Below are 16,522 nucleotides of genomic sequence, written 5' to 3'. Positions count from 1 at the left end.
TCACTCGGCGCCGTTGACGGTGATCTCGTCGAGCGCAGCGTTGATGAGCGAGTAGGAGCTCAGGATCTCGTCGTACGTACCGTCGTCGACGAGGGACTGCAGCGCCTTCTGGAACGCGTCGCGGAGCTCGTCGTTGCCCTTGGCGAAGACATAGCCGAGCGGCATCGGCTCGATCGATCCCTCGTTGGCGACCTCGAAGGCCGTACCGCCGCCGATCTGCGATGCGTTGTACATGCCGACCGCCTCCTGGGTGAGCAGCGCCGCGGCGCGGCCGGACTGCACCTGCATGAGCGCCTCGGTGTCGCTCTGCTGTGTGAGGATGTCGATCGGATCGCTCGCGCACGCCGCGGCGTTCTGCTCCTCCAGCAGGCTCTGCTGCGTGGAGTCGACGAGCACGGAGACCGTCAGGCCGCAGAGGTCCGCCATCGACGAGATGCCCGCCTCGTTGCCCGCCGTGACGATGATCGCCTGGTCTGCGGCGAAGTAGTCGACGAAGTCGTAGTTCGCCTGGCGTTCCACGGTGTCGGTGATCCCCGCGACCACGACGTCGTAGCGCTCCGCGTCTAGCGACGGCAGCAACGTGTCGAAGGCGACGTTCTCGAGCTTGTAGTCGATACCGAGGCGCTCGGTGACGGCATCGAGAAGGTCGATGTCGAGGCCGACGATCGTGGAGCCGTCGGTGTCGATGTACTCGTAGGGCGGGTAGTACGCCTCCGTGCCGACGCTGACCGAGCCGGCCTCCTGCACGGCGGCGGGAAGAGCCTGGAAGAACTCGTTCTCGGCGTTCGCACCCGCGGCGGACTCCGATGCCGGGGCATCGGAGGTGCCGGCGCAGCCGGCGACGAGGACGGCGCTGAGGGCGAGGCCGCTGATGGCGAAGGCCATGCGGCCGAGGGTGCGCTGAGGCATGGGGAATCTCCTTGTGCTCGGTGGTTCGGGTTCCGTCGAGGAAGTAACGTGTTGAACATTAGGCAACGCTTGTTTCACAGAGGTTTCCCTGCCCGGTCACTGCCGACGGGTGCGGCGAGGCCCGGAAGTTGACGACGAGGCACCTCCCGCGTTCCACGTACGTTGAGCACCGATCGAGGAGATCCCATGCGACCAGTGGTTCCTACCCCCACGACCGGCCCGCCGCAGATCGGTCCGCGCCTGCGCCACGCGCGGCAGCAGCGCGGGTTCACCATCGCGCAGGTCGCCGAGGCCGCCGGTGTGACCAAAGGCTTCGTCAGCCGACTGGAGCGGGATGCCGCCTCCCCGAGCGTGGCGACGCTGGTCGCACTGTGCGAGGTGCTGTCGCTCGAGATCGGAAGCCTCTTCACCACGCCGGAGCGCGAGGTGATCTCCCTCGCCACGGCACCGGCGATCAACATGGGCGGCAGCGGGGTCGCCGAGTGGCTGCTCACGCCCCGCAGCGAGCCCCGCACGCAGCTGCTGTGGTCGCGCGCAGACCCCGGCGCATCCGGCGGACGCGACCTCTACTCAATGAACTGCGAGACCGAGACGGTGCTCATCCTGAGCGGCTCGGTCACCCTCGTCTTCGCGGATGAGGAGATCGTGCTCCACCCGCACGACACCCTGACGTTCCGCGGCAAAGACGCCCACACGTGGCGCAACGACGGCACCGGCCCGGCCGAGTTCCTGTGGATCCTCTCCCCGGCGCCATGGAGCGGGTCCGATGCCTAGGGTTGCCTGATACGAAACTTCTGTGTTTCTGGGGTGTGTTACACGGAAGTTACGATGTTCGGCGATTTCGATCCGTCGCCCCCCACTGCAGGGCTGTCACGTGATGGGCAACCTCTCCACGCGCATTGTCAGCGAAAATGTGATCGCTCACGGGAATCGGCGCAACGCTCGCTTTTCTCACACGGGCGATGCCTGCGGATAACGGCCTGTTACCGAACTGTTATCGCTCACACCCTCGCGCCGAGCCAATTGTGAGGGCTAACATTCACGCAACGAGCACTGAAGCTCGCACCCGATACCGGCAGGGTTGCCGGTCCCGAACGAGGAGGTTGTGGGATGAACAAGAAGATCCTCGCCGGCGTCGCGCTGCTGGGCACGCTCGCATTGGCGGCGACCGGCTGTGCCGGCGGCGCAGACACGGCAGGCGGCGACGCCTCAGGCGGCGGCGACGAACTCATCACGGTCGGCTTCGCGCAGACCGGGTCCGAGTCCGGCTGGCGCGCAGCGAACACCGAGTCGATGAAGGAGGCCTTCTCCGAGGAGAACGGCTTCGACCTCATCTTCAACGCCGCCGACAACAAGCAGGAAGCGCAGATCCAGCAGGTCCGCAGCTACATCAACCAGGGCGTCGACGCGATCGTCATCGCGCCGATCACCGTCGACGGCTGGGACGACGTGCTCAAAGAGGCTCAGGATGCCGGCATCCCCGTCATCCTCGAAGACCGCACCGTGAGCGCGAGCGACGACCTCTACGCCTCGTGGGTGGGCCTGGACTTCGAGAAGGAGGGCGAGACGGCAGGCCAGTGGGTCGCCGACAACTTCGACGGCCAGGCTGCGAACCTCGTCATCCTCGAGGGCACGACCGGATCGTCGGCGGCGCTCGACCGCGCCACCGGCTTCGCCAGCGCCACCGAGGGCACCGACATCACCGTGCTCGACTCGCAGACGGGCGACTTCACCCGCGACGGCGGCAAGAAGGTCATGGAGGGCTTCCTCCAGAAGTACGGCTCCGACATCAACGTGCTCTTCGCGCACAACGACGACATGGGCCTGGGCGCCCTGGATGCCATCAAGGCAGCCGGCCTCACCCCGGGAACCGATATCCAGATCGTCACGATCGACGCCGTCAAGGACGGCATGACGGCGCTGGCCAACGGCGAGTTCAACTTCATCGTGGAGTGCAACCCGCTCCTCGGCGAGAAGGCTGCCGACCTCGTGAAGGCGGTGCTCGCCGGCGACGATGTCGACAAGCGCACCATCGTCGAGGACCAGAGCTTCACGCAGGAGCAGGCAGCCGAAGTGCTGGACTCGCGTCCTTACTGATCGCTGACCCACCCGCTCGGGGGCCGGTCCGCCGGCCCCCGAGCCTCTCCTGGAGGAGATCGGCATGACTTCGCACGGCACCACCACCGCCGTCACCCATCCCGTGGAGCTGCGCGGCATCACCGTGGAGTTCCCCGGCGTGAAGGCCCTCGACGACGTCGACCTGACCCTGCGCGCCGGCGAGGTGCACACGCTCATGGGCGAGAACGGCGCGGGAAAGTCCACCCTCATCAAGGCGCTGACCGGCGTCTACCCGATCACCGCGGGGACCATCGGCGTGCGAGGGGTGCCGCGCGAGTTCCGCTCCGCCGCCGACGCCCAGGCGGCCGGTGTGTCGACGGTCTATCAGGAGGTCAACCTCTGCCCCAACCTGTCGGTCGGCGAGAACGTCGTGCTCGGCCACGAGCCCCGCCGCTTCGGCCGCATCGACTGGGCGGCGCTGCACCGCGACGCAGCCCGCCACCTGGCGAGCCTCGGCGTGCACATCGACACCCGCTCGCTGCTGGGCAGCCACTCCATCGCCGTCCAGCAGCTCGTCGCGATCGCCCGGGCGATGGTGACGGATGCCGCAGTGCTGGTGCTCGACGAACCGACCTCGAGCCTGGACCGCACCGAGGTCGAGCAGCTGTTCGCCGTCATCCGCGACCTCCGCGACCGCGGCGTCGCGATCCTGTTCGTCACGCACTTCCTCGACCAGGTGTACGAGATCTCCGATCGCCTCACGGTGCTGCGCAACGGCCGGCTGGTGGGCGAGTACCCCGCCGCCGAGCTGCCGCGGGGCGAGCTCATCTCCCTCATGATCGGCCGTGAGCTCGACGAGCTCGACGCGCTCTCCCGCAGCGCCGAGCGCACCATCGACCGCACCGGCGAGCCGGTGCTGCGCAGCCGTGGCATCGGGCGGCGCGGTGTGCTCGACCCGACCGACATCGAGGTGTTCGACGGCGAGGTCGTGGGACTGGCGGGCCTGCTCGGCTCGGGACGCACCGAGCTCGTGCGCCTGCTGTTCGGCGCCGACCGCCCCGACTCCGGCACCACGACGGTGCGCGGCGCCAGCGCCCGCATCGGCTCGCCCCGGCAGGCCATCGACCGGCGCATCGCGTTCTCCTCGGAGGACCGCCGCGCCGAGGGGACCATCAGCGACCTCACCGTGGCGGAGAACATCATCCTCGGCATCCAGGCCAAGCGCGGCGCGCTGCGCAAGATGCGCAAGGCCGAGCAGGATGCCATCGTCGACGAGTACATCCGCGCCCTCGGCGTGCGGCCTGCCGATCCGCAGGCGCTCATCCGCAACCTCTCCGGCGGCAACCAGCAGAAGGTGCTCCTGGCACGCAGCCTCGCCACGGCGCCGCAGCTGATCATCCTCGATGAGCCCACCCGCGGCATCGACGTGGGCGCGAAGGCGGACATCCAGCGCAAAGTCGCCGAGCTCGCCGAGCAGGGACTGGCCGTGGTGTTCATCTCCTCCGAGCTCGAAGAGGTGGTGCGCCTCGCGCAGCGCATCGTCGTGATGCGCGATCGCCGTAAGATCGGCGAACTCACTTCGCACGACATCGATGTCAGCGACCTCGTCGAGGTCATCGCCCAGGAATCCCCGGAGACCTCCGACCACGTGGAGAACGTCGCATGAGAAGACTCGTCCGGCAGCGGCTCTTCTGGCCCATCGCGGCCCTGCTGACCCTCATCGTCGTCAACACCATCGCGCGACCGTCGTTCATCAGCGTCACCGTGCGCGATGGGCAGCTCTACGGCCCGCTCCTGGACATCCTGCGCAACAGCGCGCCCCTCATGCTCGTGGCACTGGGGATGACGATCGTCATCGCCACCCGCGGCATCGATCTGTCGGTCGGAGCGATCATGGCGGTCTCGGGCGCGGTGGCCCTGACGATCATCGCCGGCTCGCCCTCCCCCGACGACCTCGGCACCGTGCTCGTGGCGATCCTCGCGGGCATCGCCGTCGCCCTCGTGCTGGGGCTGTGGAACGGGTTCCTCGTCGCCGTCGTCGGCATCCAGCCCATCATCGCCACCCTCGTGCTCATGCTCGCCGGGCGCGGCGTGGCGCTGCTCATCACCGGCGGCTTCATCACGACGATCAACAGCGAGCCCTACCGCTTCCTGGCGCAGGGCTACGTCTTCGGTCTGCCGCTGGCGCTGTACGTCTCGCTCGTCGCGATCGCGATCGTCGCGGTGGTCGAGCGGCGCACGGCGCTCGGGGTGCTCACCGAGTCGGTCGGCATCAACCCCGAGGCCAGCCGCCTGGCCGGGGTGCGCTCCCGCGGCATCGTGTGGGGCGCGTATGCCGCCAGCGGACTGCTCGCGGGGCTGGCCGGCATCCTCTACAGCTCGAACATCTCCGCCGCCGACGCCAACGCCGCGGGCCTGTACATCGAGTTGGATGCCATCCTCGCCGTCGTGCTGGGCGGAACCTCCCTGATGGGGGGCAAGTTCTCCATCGCCGGCACCGTCGTCGGGGTCTTCACCATCCAGACCCTGAAGTCCACCATCACGTTCCTCGGGGTGCCACCGGCGGTCAGTCCCCTGTTCCTGGCGATCATCGTGGTCATCGTCGTGCTCATCCAGTCGCCGCGGCTGCGCGGCGGCATCTCGCGCCTGGCGACGTCGTCGCGGGCCCCGAAGACCCCGGAGGTGGTCCGATGACCGGTCTCACCGTGGCGGGCGAGACCCGCGCGGCTTCCGCCGTCGGCTCGGTACGCCGCTTCACCAGCCGCCGCGTGACCTGGATCCCGGTGCTGGCCGCCGTGACGATCCTGCTGCTGCTGCTCGTGGGCGCGCAGCTGTACTTCGGCAACTTCTTCACCCCCCGCGTGCTGTCCTCGCTCCTCCTGGACAACGCCTACCTGCTGATCCTCGCGGTCGGCATGACCTTCGTCATCCTCACCGGCGGCATCGACCTGTCGGTGGGCGCGGTGATGGCCTTCACCGGGATGCTGGGGGCGAGCCTGCTGCGCGACGGGCTCCCCACCGCCGTCGTCATCCCGGTGATGCTCGCGATCGGCGCCGGGATGGGGCTCGCGGTCGGCGTGCTCGTGCACTACTTCGACGTGCAGCCGTTCATCGCCTCGCTGGCGGCGATGTTCGCCGCCCGCGGGCTCGCGTTCATGGTGAGCCTGTCGTCGATCAAGGTGGAGGACCCGGCGATCCTCTGGCTGCAGTCCACGCGCCTGCAGGTCGCGCCCGGCAGCTGGTACATCACGCCCACCGGCATCCTGGCCCTGCTCGTCGTCCTCGTCGGAGCGCTCGTGCTGCACTTCACCCGCTTCGGCCGCACGATCTACGCGATCGGCGGCAGCGAGCAGTCCGCCCACCTCATGGGCCTGCCGGTGGTGCGCACGAAGATCCTCGCGTACGTCGTCAGCGGGGTGTGCGCGGGGCTCGCGGGGGTCGTCTTCACCGCGTACACGGGGGCGTCCTACCCGCTCAACGGCATCGGCACCGAACTCGACACGATCGCCGCAGTCGTCATCGGCGGCACACTGCTCACCGGCGGAAGCGGGTTCGTGGTCGGCTCGATGATCGGCGTCTTCGTCTACGGCACGATCAAGACGGTCATCTCCTTCCTCGGAGCGGAGCAGTCCTGGACCCGCATCTCGATCGGCGCACTGCTGCTGGTGTTCGTCGTCGTCCAGCGAATCATCGTCGCCCGGTCTGCGGCTCAGCGCCGTTGACCGCATGCCGGGACCGGTCGGGGGGCCTGGTCCCGGCATGATGGACTCCATGCACAACGTCGTCCCTCCGGTCGTCGAGATCGCGGGCGCCACGGTGCGCTTCGGTGTCGAGACGGCGCTGGACGATGTCGACTTCCGGATGTTCCCCGGCGAAGTGCACTCGCTGATGGGTGAGAACGGCGCCGGCAAGTCGACCCTCATCAAGGCGCTCACGGGCGCGCTGCGTCTGGATGCCGGCGAGGTGCGCGTCGACGGCCGCGCGCGGAGGTTCTCCTCGCCGCACGATGCGCTGGCCGCCGGCATCAGCACGGTCTACCAGGAGATCGATCTGCTGCCGAACCTCACGGTCGCGGAGAACATCTGCCTGGGCCGCGAGCCCCGCCGCTTCGGGGCACTGGACTGGCCCGCGATGCGCCGCCGTGCCCGCGCGGTGCTGACCGACCTGGGACTGGACATCGACCCGAGCACGCTGCTGGGCAGCCACGCCCCCGCCGTGCAGCAGCTCGTGGCCATCGCGCGGGCCATCTCCACCGAGGTGCGCGTGCTGGTGCTGGATGAACCGACCTCCAGCCTCGATCTCGACGAGGTCGCCGAGCTCTTCCGCGTCATCCGCGAGCTCACCGCCCGCGGGGTGGCGGTGCTGTTCGTCTCCCACTTCCTCGACCAGGTGTACGAGATCTGCGACCGCATCACGGTGCTGCGCGGCGGGCGCCTCGTGGGCGAATACGTCCCCGACGAGCTGCTGCGCATCGACCTGGTGCAGAAGATGCTCGGCCGCTCCATCGCCGACCTCGGGGTGCGCTCGCGGCCCGACATCGCGCCCGACGACGCGGCCCCCGCCTACCTGCAGGCCCACGACGCGACGCCTCGACCGCAGCCGGGCGACCCCGACGTCGCCCTGGCGGAGGGCGAGGTGCTGGGCCTGGCCGGCCTGCTGGGATCCGGGCGCACCGAGCTCGCGAGGGCCCTGACGGGCGTGGACCGGGTGGATGCCGGCATCCTGCGCATCGCGGGGCGGCCGACCACCCTGCACAGCCCCCGCCAGGCCATCTCGCTCGGCGTCGTCTACTCCTCGGAGAACCGGCGCACCGAGGGCATCATCAGCGAGCTGAGCGTGCAGGACAACATCACCCTCGCCCTCCAAGCCCAGCGCGGCATCCTGCACCGCATGCCCGACGCCCGTCGCCGCGAGCTCGCCGTCAGCTGGATCGAAGCGCTCGGCATCCGTCCCGCCGACCCTGACCGGCCCGCCGGCACCCTCTCGGGCGGCAACCAGCAGAAGGTGCTGCTGGCGCGGCTGCTCGCGCTCTCGCCGCGCGTGATCGTGCTCGACGAGCCCACCCGCGGCATCGACGTGGGCGCAAAGGTCGACATCCAGAACCTCGTCGGCGAACTCGCCGACAACGGCCTGTCGGTCGCCTTCATCTCGGCCGAGCTCGAAGAGGTGCTGCGCGTCGCCGACCGCGTCGCGATCCTGCGCGACGGGCGGGTCGTCCAGATCGTCCCCTCGGAGGACCTCACCGCCGACTCGCTGCTCGCCCTCGTCGCGCAGCCCGACGACGACGCACCGGAGGGCCCCGCATGAGCGACGACAAGGGCGCCAGGGCCGCCAACATCTTCGACGTCGCCCGCCTGGCGGGGGTGTCGCACCAGACCGTCTCGCGGGTGCTCAACGACCTGCCCAACGTGCGTCCCGCGACCCGCGCGCGCGTCGAGCAGGCGATCGCCCAGCTGCGCTACAGCCCGTCGCCCGCCGCCCGCGCGCTCGTCACCCGCCGCACCCGCACGATCGGACTCGTCACGCCGGGGGTGTCCGACTTCGGCCCCACCTCGATCGCGACCCACTTCAACGTCGCCGCGCGGGGCGAGCGGTACTCGGTGGATGCCGTCTCGTCGCTGGATCCCGACCCCGCCGGCATCCGCACCGTCGTCGAAGGCCTGATGCGCCAGCGGGTGGATGCCATCGTGCTGATCGTCAACGACGTCGCCGTGCTCGAGGTGGTGCAGGGCCTCGATGTCAGCGTGCCACTCGTCGCGGCGGCTGCGACGCAGCGCCGGCATCCGAACTTCGTCTCGATCGACCAGTACCGCGGCGCGAGGGCCGCTGTGCGCCACCTCGCCGAGCAGGGGCACGAGCGCATCCTGCACCTGGCGGGGCCGCCCCGGAACCCCGACGCGCTGGAGCGGCTGCGCGGGTGGCGGGACGAGCTGGCCGCCCGTCGGCTGGAGGCCGTCGAGCCCGAGCACGGCGACTGGTCGGCGGCGAGCGGCCACCGGCGCGGGCTGGCGCTGGACCTCGCGCCCGGCGACGCCGTGTTCGTCGGCAACGACCACATGGCGATCGGGGTGCTCTCCGCGCTGCGCGAGCGCGGGCTGCGCGTTCCCGACGACGTCAGCGTCATGGGGTTCGACGACGTGCCGGAGGCGGCCTTCCTGCTGCCGCCCCTCACGACGGTGCGCCAGGATTTCGCCGCCCTCGGCGAGCTCATCATGCAGAAGGTGCTGCTGGCGGTCGAGGAGCCCGATGCCGTCACCGAGTCCACCCCGCTGCCGACCCATCTGGTCGTGCGGGAGTCGACCCGGCGGGCGGCTGTCTAAGCGACGGCGGGTGCGGGCGCTTGCTGCGCCTTGGCGGGGCGCCCCCGCTTGGGCTTGTCGGTCGACAGCTCCAGTGCCATCGCGTGGCGCGGATGCATCGCGAGCCGCTGCTCGGTGTGGTCGAGCCAGCGCACCTCCGCTTCGGCGGTGAAGATCATGGCATCCACGACGAGGGACCAGGCCAGCTCCTCCGGCCCATCCGGGTCCGCCCCGGCGTACTTCGCGCGCTGCAGCTCCTGCAGCTGGGCGAGCGACGCACGGCGCTGCGTCTGGATCACCTCGGCGACGTCCACGCCAGGCAGGGTCGCTGCGACGGCGAGCTTGATCGCGAGCTCGTCGCGGGTGCCCTGGCCTCGTTCGACCGGGGCGGCGAGCCAGGCGCGCACCTCGGTGCGACCGGCATCCGTGATCTGCCAGTACACGTGCCCCTGCTCGTCGACGTCGCCCTTCTCGACGAGACCGTCGCGCTCGAGGCGGTCGAGGGTGTTGTAGATCTGCCCGACGTTCAGCGGCCAGGTGGACCCGGTGCGACGGTCGAACTCCGCCCGCAGCTGGTAGCCGTAGCACGGCCCCTGATCCAGGATCGCCAGCAGGCTCTGTCGTACCGACATCCGTGTCTCCCATCAATGCATACCGCGTATGTGATTTCTGAGTATATACATACGCGGTATTGGGATGTCTACGGCGGATCGCGTTAGCGTGGAAGGGCTGGAGGTGAAGATGACGGAGGATCCCCGGTTGCACGCGGCGCGCTACCGCGTCGACAGGATGCAGCGCGAACTCGACGGCGAGGCCGGTGCGGATGTGACCGACGAGACCCCGCAGGCCACCGCGGATGCCGCCGCCGAGGAAGAGCACGTGCGCTCGAGTCCGGGGAGCTCCATGGCGACCGACCGTGCGGCGTACGTCGAGACGGCGATCCAGCAGGCCATCCGGCGCGGCGAGTTCGATGACCTGCCCGGCGCGGGCAAGCCGATCGAGGGCCTCGGAACGCAGCACGACCCCGACTGGTGGATCCGCCGCAAGATCCAGACCGAGAAACTCACCGGGCTGGGTCCGCCGTCGCTGATGCTGCGCACAGAGCACGCCGAGTTCGAGGAGCGCGTCGACGCCGTCGCCCGCGAGCATGAGGTGCGCGAGTACATCGAGGACTTCAACCGCCGTGTCATCGAGGCGCGTCGGCAGCTGCAGGGCGGGCCACCGGTGGTGACGCCGCTTCGCGACGCGGACGAAGAGGTGGCCGCGTGGCACGCGCGCCGCGCCCAGCGGCAGGCTGCGGCATCCACCGCGGCCGAAGCGGATGCCGCGGCGCGCGCACGCCGCCCCTGGTGGCGCCGCGGGCGCTGACCGCCACCCCCGCCGGTGTGCCCCGCCGCTTCGCCCACCCACAGCCACTTCGGTCGTCACGAAAGGCCCGGTCACGGGCCTGCTGCGGGAAGAATGCGACGACCGAACCCGGCCGCGCTGGGCGCCCGCGGCGCGGCGCCCATCACCCGGGAAGGTAACCTTGCGGCCGTGACTTCCCCGGATTCCCCCTACATCGTGGCCACCGACGGCGCCTGCAAAGGCAACCCCGGACCGACCGGGTGGGCATGGGTCGCCGCCGACGGGAACTGGGCGGCGGGGGCCATCCCGCAGGGCACGAACAACGTCGGTGAACTCATGGGCCTGCTGAAGGCGATCACCGACCACCCGGATGTGGCGCACCTGCACATCCAGGCCGACTCGAAGTACGCCATCGACACCTACCAGTCGTGGATGGACGCCCACCGACGCCGCGGCTGGAAGACCTCCACCGGCGCCCCCACCAAGAACCGCGACCTGCTGGAGCAGCTGATCGCCGCCCGCGACGCGCGCAAGGCGGCGGGCCTTCCCGACGTCGTGATCGAGCACGTGCGCGGCCACCGCGGCCACGTGCTCAACGAGTGGGCCGACGAGCGCGCCGTGCGCGCCGCCGAGCACGCCGCGAAGGGAACCGAGAGCGCGTGGTCATCGCTCGGCGGGCACCCGAAGCTCGACGTCGCCGAAGCCCCGGCGAAGAAGCGCTGACCGAGCGGATGCCGCTGCCGGCCGCCGCCCCTCACCAGTTCGACACGTACAGCGACACTTCCTGCTCCACCGCCTTGCGGATGAGCGGCAGCCCGCGGTCCACGGCCTGCTCGATGCGCGCCCGCACCGCCGCCGACCCCAGCGCGTAGCCGTCGAAGTCGCCGGCGCTCGCGTAGACCCCCACCGGGAGCGTCAGCGCCTGGAAGAACCCGAACAGCGGACGCAGCTGGTGTTCGAGGATGAGGGCGTGCCGGTCGCCGCCGCCGGTGGCGGCCACGAGCACCGGGGTCCCCACCAGCGCGTACTGCTCGACGAAGTCGAACAGATGCTTGAACAGGCCCGTGAACGACGCGCGGTAGACCGGGCTCGCCACCACCAGCAGGTCGGCGCTCTCGATGTCCGCCAGCGCCTGCTGCGCCGGGGCACCCAGCTCGGCCCGGGTGAGGGCGCCGGCGAACGACCCGCCGAGGTCGGCGACGTCGATGATGCGCGAAGACACCGGCACCCGCGCGGCGACGGCCGCGACGATCTCCTCGACGAGCACCGTGGTCTTGCTCGGGGCGTGCAGCGACCCCGACACACCCACCACGCGCAGCGGCGACGACTCCCCCGCGCTCATCGCCGCGCCCGCCCGGCTGCGCCGCCCACGAGCTCGAATGCGAACTCCTGCGGCAGCGGGATCTCGCCCGGGCCACCGCGACGCTCGGCCAGCGCCCCGAGCGCACGGGCGACCGCGGTGTTCAGCGGCGCCGGGACTCCGGCCAGGCGCGCAGTGAGTGCCACTTCGCCGCTGAGGTAGTCGACCTCGCTGGATGCCCCGCGGGCGAAGCTCTGCCAGGTGGCGCCGCGGTCGGGGTCGTGCCCGTCGACCTCACCTACCTGCAGGCGCGCACCGTCGCGCGGCGGCGGCGCGACGGCCAGCCCGGCCGCCGCGAACACGGCCCTCGCCTCGTCGGCGAGCGCGGCCTCGGCATCCTCCGCTTCTTCGCGCGTGGCCTGGAACACCTCGACGACCGTGCCGAGGTTCGCGATGAGCTTGCGGCGCTTGGCGGCGGCGATGTCGGGCTCGACGGATGCCGCGAACCCCGCGGCCGCCAGCGCCAGCCGGTGCCGCTCCTCCTCGGCCGGCAGCGACCGGGGGTACCCGCCCAGCCACGCCGCGCCCACGATGGGGTGCGCGGCGGCGACCACCACTCCGGGCTGGTGGTGGTTCACGGGCGCCCCGACGGACACGCCCACGACGGTCGGGAAGCGCCGCAGCGCCAGGCGCTCGGCGGCGAGACCGTTCTGCACCGTGAGGATGGGGAGGTCGGCGACGACGCCGCGGCCGTCGGCCAGCGGCACCCACGCGATCGCGGCGACGGTGCGCTCGGCATCCTGGGTCTTCACCGCCAGCACGACGGTGTCGGCCGCCGTCGGCCGCGCAGCCTCGACGGAGGCCACGACATCGACGGCGACGACTTCGTCGCCGTGCGGTCGGCGCACCCGCAGCCCGTCGCGGGCGATCACCTCGCGCTCGACCTCACCTGCGACGAGCACGACGGGAACCTGGGCGAGCGTCCACTGCGCGGCCAGCAGCGCGCCGACGCCCCCCGCGCCGACGACCACGTACCGGCTCATGGGCGCCCGCCCGGCTGCGACCCGAGCGCCGCCGGGCGGTCGGGGTGGTTCGACCACTGGCTCCAGGAGCCCGGGTACAGCTGCGGGGCGAACCCGGCGAGGGTCAGCGCGAGCGCGGTGTGCGACGCGGTGATGCCGGAGCCGCAGTACACGCCCACCGGGCGGTCGTCGGTGACCCCGAGCTGCGTGAACCGCTCCCGCAGCGCGTCGGGTGCGAGGAATCGGCCGTCGGAGTCGACGTTGCCGGTCGTGGGCGCGTTGACCGCTCCCGGCACGTGACCGGCGCGCGGGTCGATGGGCTCGTTGTCGCCGCGGTAGCGCTCTTCGGCGCGCACATCCAGCAGCACCCCGTGCTCGGGCAGCCGCGCGGCATCCTCGATCGACAGGCGGGGCAGGATGCCACGCCCGAGCGTGACACTCCCCGGCTCCGGCACGACGTTGCCCTCCTCGAGTGCGCGCCCCGACGAGACCCAGCCACGCAGCGCCCCGTCGAGGATGCGCACATCGGCGACGCCGGCATCGGTGAGCAGCCACCAGGCGCGGGCCGCGGCGAACGACGCGAGGTCGTCGTAGATCACGACTGTGTCGCCGTCGTCGATCCCCCAGCGGCGCGCGGCCTCCCCCAGCTGCGCGGTCGAAGGCAGCGGATGCCGGCCATCGGTCGGCTCCCCGCGCGAGGCCAGCTCGCGGTCGAGGTCGACATAGACGGCGCCGGGGATGTGCCCGGCGAGGTACTCGGGACGCCCGTCGGGACGGTCGAGCCGCCAGCGCACGTCGAGCACCCGCACGGGGGCATCGGCGTCGAGGAGGTCGGCGAGGGCGTCGGGGGTGATGAGGAGGGACATGGTTCTCCCGGGTCGGTCGCGGCGGCGGGCGCCGGCAAGGGGCGGTGAGCCCAGGCTAGGAAATCGCCGCCGCGTCGTCACGCCGCGGCGGCGTGTGTGTCGACACCTTTCGACATGTGACGCCCCGTGTCGGTGGGGCGCGGGAAGCAATCCCGCCACGGGGGCGTTGCGACGGACGTGGACTACGGACATGACCTGCTCTTCGGCACCTTCCTCACCCCCGCCGCGGCCAACCCGCAGCAGGTCGTGCAGCTGACCCAGCTGAGCGAACAGCTCGGCTACGACCTGGCCACCTTCCAGGACCACCCCTATCAGCCGAGGTTCCTCGACACCTGGACCCTCATGTCCTACGCCGCGGCGGCGACGACGAGCATCCAGATCGCCCCCAACGTCACGAGCCTGCCGATGCGGCCGGCGCCGGTGCTGGCGCGCGCCGCGGCGTCGCTGGACCTCCTCTCCGGCGGGCGATTCAACCTCGGGCTCGGCGCCGGCGCGTTCTGGGATGCCATCGCGGCGATGGGTGTGCCGCGACTGACCCCCGGCGAGTCGGTGGAGGCACTCAGCGAGGCCATCGACCTCATCCGGGAACTCTGGGCCGTCGGCGAGCGCGGCGGCGTGCACGGCGGCGATCACTACCCCGTCCACGGCGCGAAGCGCGGTCCCGCGCCCGCCCACGACGTGCCCATCTGGCTCGGCGCCTACAAGCCCCGCATGCTGCGCCTGACCGGCCGCAAGGCCGACGGCTGGCTGCCGTCGCTGTCGTACCTGCAGCCCGGCGACCTGGCTGCAGGCAACACCCGCATCGACGACGCGGCATCCGCCGCCGGTCGCGCCCCGGCGGAGATCCGGCGCCTGCTCAACATCTCCGGCGGGGAGAGCGCCCAGCAGCTCATCGACCTCGCCCTCGCCGAGGGCATGTCGGCGTTCATCGTGGCCGGCGACGACCCGCGCCTGCTCGAGCGCTTCGCCGCCGAGATCATCCCGGCCGTCCGCGAGGCCGTCGCCGCCGAACGCGCGCGCACCGGTCTCGCCGCCCCCGGTCGCAGCGCACGCGCGATCGCGCAGCGCCGGGACGGCATCGCCTACGACGACGTGCCCGCCTCGCTCCGCGAGACCGCGGTCGAACCCGGTGACTTCGCCTACCGCACCGTGCGCTCCACCTACATGCGCGGCGGCGCGCCGGGCATCGTGCTGCGGCCCCGCACGACAGGGGAGGTGGCGGATGCCGTCGCCTTCGCCCGGCGGCATCCGGAGCTCCCCCTCGGCATCCGCAGCGGCGGTCACGGCATCAGCGGGCGCAGCACCAACGACGGGGGCATCGTCGTGGACCTCGGCGCGCTGTCGCAGATCGAGGTGCTCGACACCGAGACCCGCCGCGTGCGCATCGGGCCCGGCGCACGGTGGATGCAGGTGGCGAACGCCCTCGAGCCCCACGGCTGGGCGATCTCCAGCGGCGACTACGGCGGCGTCGGGGTGGGCGGTCTCGCCACTGCGGGCGGCATCGGGTTCCTCGCCCGCGAGCACGGTCTGACGATCGACCGGATGGTGGCCGCCGACGTGCTGCTGGCCGACGGCTCGGTCGTGCGCGCGAGCGCCGAGGAGAACCCCGACCTGTTCTGGGCCGTCCGCGGCGCGGGGGCGAACGTCGGCATCGTCGTGGCGTTCGAGTTCGAGGCGTCGCCGGTCGGCGACCTCGGCTGGGTGCAGCTCGCCTTCGACGCGTCGGACCTCGCCTCGTTCGTCCGCGGCTTCGGTGCGACCATGCAGGCCTCCCCGCGCGACGTCACGCTGTTCGCGATCCTCGCCGCGGGCCGGGGCGGACAGCCACCCATCGCGCAGGTCTACGGCGTCGTCGACAACCCCGACCCCGACACGATCATCGAGCGCCTGCAGCCGTTCGCGCAGCTCGCCCCGCTGGTCGGGCAGTCGGTGCAGCTGTCGACCTATGCCGGGGTGATGGCCGGCGCCGCCGACGCGGTGCACGACGGGCAGGGCGAGCCGCGCTTCCGCTCCGGACTGCTCGGCGACCTCGACGCCGCCGCCGATGCGATCGCCGCTCTCGTGGCATCCGGAGCGAGCCCCTGGTTCCAGATCCGCTCGGTGGGCGGCGCGGTGGCCGACGTGCCGGCCGACGCGACGGCGTACGCGCACCGCGACGCCGGGTTCTCGGTGACGGCGATCGGGCGCGGGACGACGTTCGACCAGCTGTGGGATGCCGTCGCCACGCACTTCGACGGCCTGTACCTCAGCTTCGAGTCGCGCACCGACCCGGCACTTGTGGCGGAGGCGTTCCCGCCGGCGACGCTCGCGCGGCTGCGCGAGGTGAAGGGCCGCTACGACCCCGACGGCGTGTTCCGCGACAACTTCCCCGTCGCCTGACCCCGCTTCGCCCGCGCCCCGGTTCGCCCGCGCCGTCGGCACGGGTCGCGGGGTCGCGGGGTCGCGGTGTCGCGGTGTCGCGGTGTCGCGGTGCGCCCGCGCTGCTCAAGTGTCACGAATGGCGGGTGTACCCGCACCCAACTATGCGGAAGCGACACCCGAACAGCCCGCGGACGCTTCGCGCGACCCACCGCGCGCTTCAAGTGTCACGAATGGCGGATGCCATCGCACGCAACTGTGCGGAAGTGACACCCGAACATCCCGCCGCCGCCTCGCGCCACCGTCCGCGCTGCTCGAGTGTCACGAATGGCGGATGCCACCGCGCACGACTGTGCGGAAGTG

15 protein-coding genes are annotated in these 16,522 nt (G+C 71.3%); 10 read left to right on the top strand and 5 right to left on the bottom strand.

Translation table 11 applies throughout. The features are described 5' to 3' along the window. Complete coding sequence (locus tag ACFVR6_RS03180) at positions 1-909, bottom strand: ABC transporter substrate-binding protein (RefSeq protein ID WP_386958731.1); 909 nt, start codon at positions 907-909, stop codon at positions 1-3. A gap of 186 nt (positions 910-1,095) precedes the next feature. Between ACFVR6_RS03180 and ACFVR6_RS03175 the strand changes: the two genes are divergently transcribed. The 7 genes from ACFVR6_RS03175 (at position 1,096) to ACFVR6_RS03145 (ending at position 9,287) form a co-directional block, all read left to right on the top strand. Then, positions 1,096-1,683: a helix-turn-helix domain-containing protein gene (locus tag ACFVR6_RS03175; protein WP_386958729.1), complete on the top strand. Its 588-nt coding sequence runs from the start codon at positions 1,096-1,098 to the stop codon at positions 1,681-1,683. Between the two features lie 336 nt (positions 1,684-2,019). Further along, on the top strand, positions 2,020-3,006 hold the full coding sequence (locus ACFVR6_RS03170; protein WP_386958728.1) for an ABC transporter substrate-binding protein: 987 nt from the start codon (positions 2,020-2,022) through the stop codon (positions 3,004-3,006). Positions 3,007-3,070: 64 nt separating this feature from the next. Then, on the top strand, positions 3,071-4,633 hold the full coding sequence (locus ACFVR6_RS03165; protein ID WP_386958726.1) for a sugar ABC transporter ATP-binding protein: 1,563 nt from the start codon (positions 3,071-3,073) through the stop codon (positions 4,631-4,633). Continuing rightward, a complete protein-coding gene (locus ACFVR6_RS03160; protein WP_386958724.1) occupies positions 4,630-5,661 on the top strand; it encodes an ABC transporter permease in 1,032 nt (343 codons plus the stop codon). Before ACFVR6_RS03165 ends, ACFVR6_RS03160 begins: the two co-directional genes overlap by 4 nt. Next, positions 5,658-6,689, top strand: a complete 1,032-nt coding sequence (locus tag ACFVR6_RS03155) for an ABC transporter permease subunit (RefSeq protein ID WP_386958722.1) — start codon at positions 5,658-5,660, stop codon at positions 6,687-6,689. The genes ACFVR6_RS03160 and ACFVR6_RS03155 overlap by 4 nt, the downstream gene beginning before the upstream one ends. A gap of 49 nt (positions 6,690-6,738) precedes the next feature. Then, positions 6,739-8,274 (top strand): sugar ABC transporter ATP-binding protein, encoded by a 1,536-nt coding sequence (locus ACFVR6_RS03150; protein ID WP_386958720.1) that lies wholly within the window; start codon positions 6,739-6,741, stop codon positions 8,272-8,274. Then, positions 8,271-9,287: a LacI family DNA-binding transcriptional regulator gene (locus tag ACFVR6_RS03145; RefSeq protein WP_386958718.1), complete on the top strand. Its 1,017-nt coding sequence runs from the start codon at positions 8,271-8,273 to the stop codon at positions 9,285-9,287. Before ACFVR6_RS03150 ends, ACFVR6_RS03145 begins: the two co-directional genes overlap by 4 nt. On the opposite strand, the gene ACFVR6_RS03140 is transcribed toward ACFVR6_RS03145, so the two are convergent. After that, positions 9,284-9,898: a PadR family transcriptional regulator gene (locus ACFVR6_RS03140; protein WP_386958716.1), complete on the bottom strand. Its 615-nt coding sequence runs from the start codon at positions 9,896-9,898 to the stop codon at positions 9,284-9,286. The genes ACFVR6_RS03145 and ACFVR6_RS03140 overlap by 4 nt on opposite strands. Before the next feature lie 109 nt (positions 9,899-10,007). Between ACFVR6_RS03140 and ACFVR6_RS03135 the strand changes: the two genes are divergently transcribed. Continuing rightward, positions 10,008-10,634 carry a DnaJ family domain-containing protein gene (locus tag ACFVR6_RS03135; RefSeq protein WP_386958714.1) on the top strand — a complete coding sequence of 209 codons (627 nt, stop codon included), beginning with the start codon at positions 10,008-10,010 and terminating at the stop codon, positions 10,632-10,634. 168 nt (positions 10,635-10,802) lie between these two features. Beyond that, positions 10,803-11,336, top strand: a complete 534-nt coding sequence (locus ACFVR6_RS03130; protein WP_386958713.1) for a ribonuclease H family protein — start codon at positions 10,803-10,805, stop codon at positions 11,334-11,336. Positions 11,337-11,367: 31 nt separating this feature from the next. Here the strand turns inward: ACFVR6_RS03130 and msuE are convergent, their stop codons facing one another. The 3 genes from msuE to ACFVR6_RS03115 are packed head-to-tail and all read right to left on the bottom strand — an operon-like array spanning position 11,368 to position 13,801. After that, positions 11,368-11,955, bottom strand: a complete 588-nt coding sequence (msuE, locus tag ACFVR6_RS03125; RefSeq protein WP_386958711.1) for an FMN reductase — start codon at positions 11,953-11,955, stop codon at positions 11,368-11,370. Then, positions 11,952-12,956 (bottom strand): ketopantoate reductase family protein, encoded by a 1,005-nt coding sequence (locus tag ACFVR6_RS03120; RefSeq protein ID WP_386958709.1) that lies wholly within the window; start codon positions 12,954-12,956, stop codon positions 11,952-11,954. Before ACFVR6_RS03120 ends, msuE begins: the two co-directional genes overlap by 4 nt. Next, complete coding sequence (locus ACFVR6_RS03115) at positions 12,953-13,801, bottom strand: sulfurtransferase (RefSeq protein WP_386958707.1); 849 nt, start codon at positions 13,799-13,801, stop codon at positions 12,953-12,955. Before ACFVR6_RS03115 ends, ACFVR6_RS03120 begins: the two co-directional genes overlap by 4 nt. A gap of 177 nt (positions 13,802-13,978) precedes the next feature. On the opposite strand from ACFVR6_RS03115, the gene ACFVR6_RS03110 reads away from it, so the two are divergent. Continuing rightward, entirely contained in the window at positions 13,979-16,180 is a 2,202-nt protein-coding gene (locus ACFVR6_RS03110) for an LLM class flavin-dependent oxidoreductase (RefSeq protein ID WP_386958705.1), read from the top strand. Positions 16,181-16,522: the final 342 nt, after the last annotated feature.

Origin of the sequence: Microbacterium sp. NPDC058021 (assembly GCF_042885955.1) — a bacterium.
Lineage (GTDB): Bacteria > Actinomycetota > Actinomycetes > Actinomycetales > Microbacteriaceae > Microbacterium.
This window is presented reverse-complemented; position numbering and strand designations above follow the sequence as displayed.

Excerpts from the sequence above, each read along its gene's own strand:
- ACFVR6_RS03180 (WP_386958731.1), bottom strand. The coding sequence starts at position 909 with ATGCCTCAGCGCACCCTCGGCCGCATGGCCTTCGCCATCAGCGGCCTC.
- ACFVR6_RS03175 (WP_386958729.1), top strand. The coding sequence starts at position 1,096 with ATGCGACCAGTGGTTCCTACCCCCACGACCGGCCCGCCGCAGATCGGT.
- ACFVR6_RS03170 (WP_386958728.1), top strand. The coding sequence starts at position 2,020 with ATGAACAAGAAGATCCTCGCCGGCGTCGCGCTGCTGGGCACGCTCGCA.
- ACFVR6_RS03165 (WP_386958726.1), top strand. The coding sequence starts at position 3,071 with ATGACTTCGCACGGCACCACCACCGCCGTCACCCATCCCGTGGAGCTG.
- ACFVR6_RS03160 (WP_386958724.1), top strand. The coding sequence starts at position 4,630 with ATGAGAAGACTCGTCCGGCAGCGGCTCTTCTGGCCCATCGCGGCCCTG.
- ACFVR6_RS03155 (WP_386958722.1), top strand. The coding sequence starts at position 5,658 with ATGACCGGTCTCACCGTGGCGGGCGAGACCCGCGCGGCTTCCGCCGTC.
- ACFVR6_RS03150 (WP_386958720.1), top strand. The coding sequence starts at position 6,739 with ATGCACAACGTCGTCCCTCCGGTCGTCGAGATCGCGGGCGCCACGGTG.
- ACFVR6_RS03145 (WP_386958718.1), top strand. The coding sequence starts at position 8,271 with ATGAGCGACGACAAGGGCGCCAGGGCCGCCAACATCTTCGACGTCGCC.
- ACFVR6_RS03140 (WP_386958716.1), bottom strand. The coding sequence starts at position 9,898 with ATGTCGGTACGACAGAGCCTGCTGGCGATCCTGGATCAGGGGCCGTGC.
- ACFVR6_RS03135 (WP_386958714.1), top strand. The coding sequence starts at position 10,008 with ATGACGGAGGATCCCCGGTTGCACGCGGCGCGCTACCGCGTCGACAGG.
- msuE (WP_386958711.1), bottom strand. The coding sequence starts at position 11,955 with ATGAGCGCGGGGGAGTCGTCGCCGCTGCGCGTGGTGGGTGTGTCGGGG.
- ACFVR6_RS03120 (WP_386958709.1), bottom strand. The coding sequence starts at position 12,956 with ATGAGCCGGTACGTGGTCGTCGGCGCGGGGGGCGTCGGCGCGCTGCTG.
- ACFVR6_RS03115 (WP_386958707.1), bottom strand. The coding sequence starts at position 13,801 with ATGTCCCTCCTCATCACCCCCGACGCCCTCGCCGACCTCCTCGACGCC.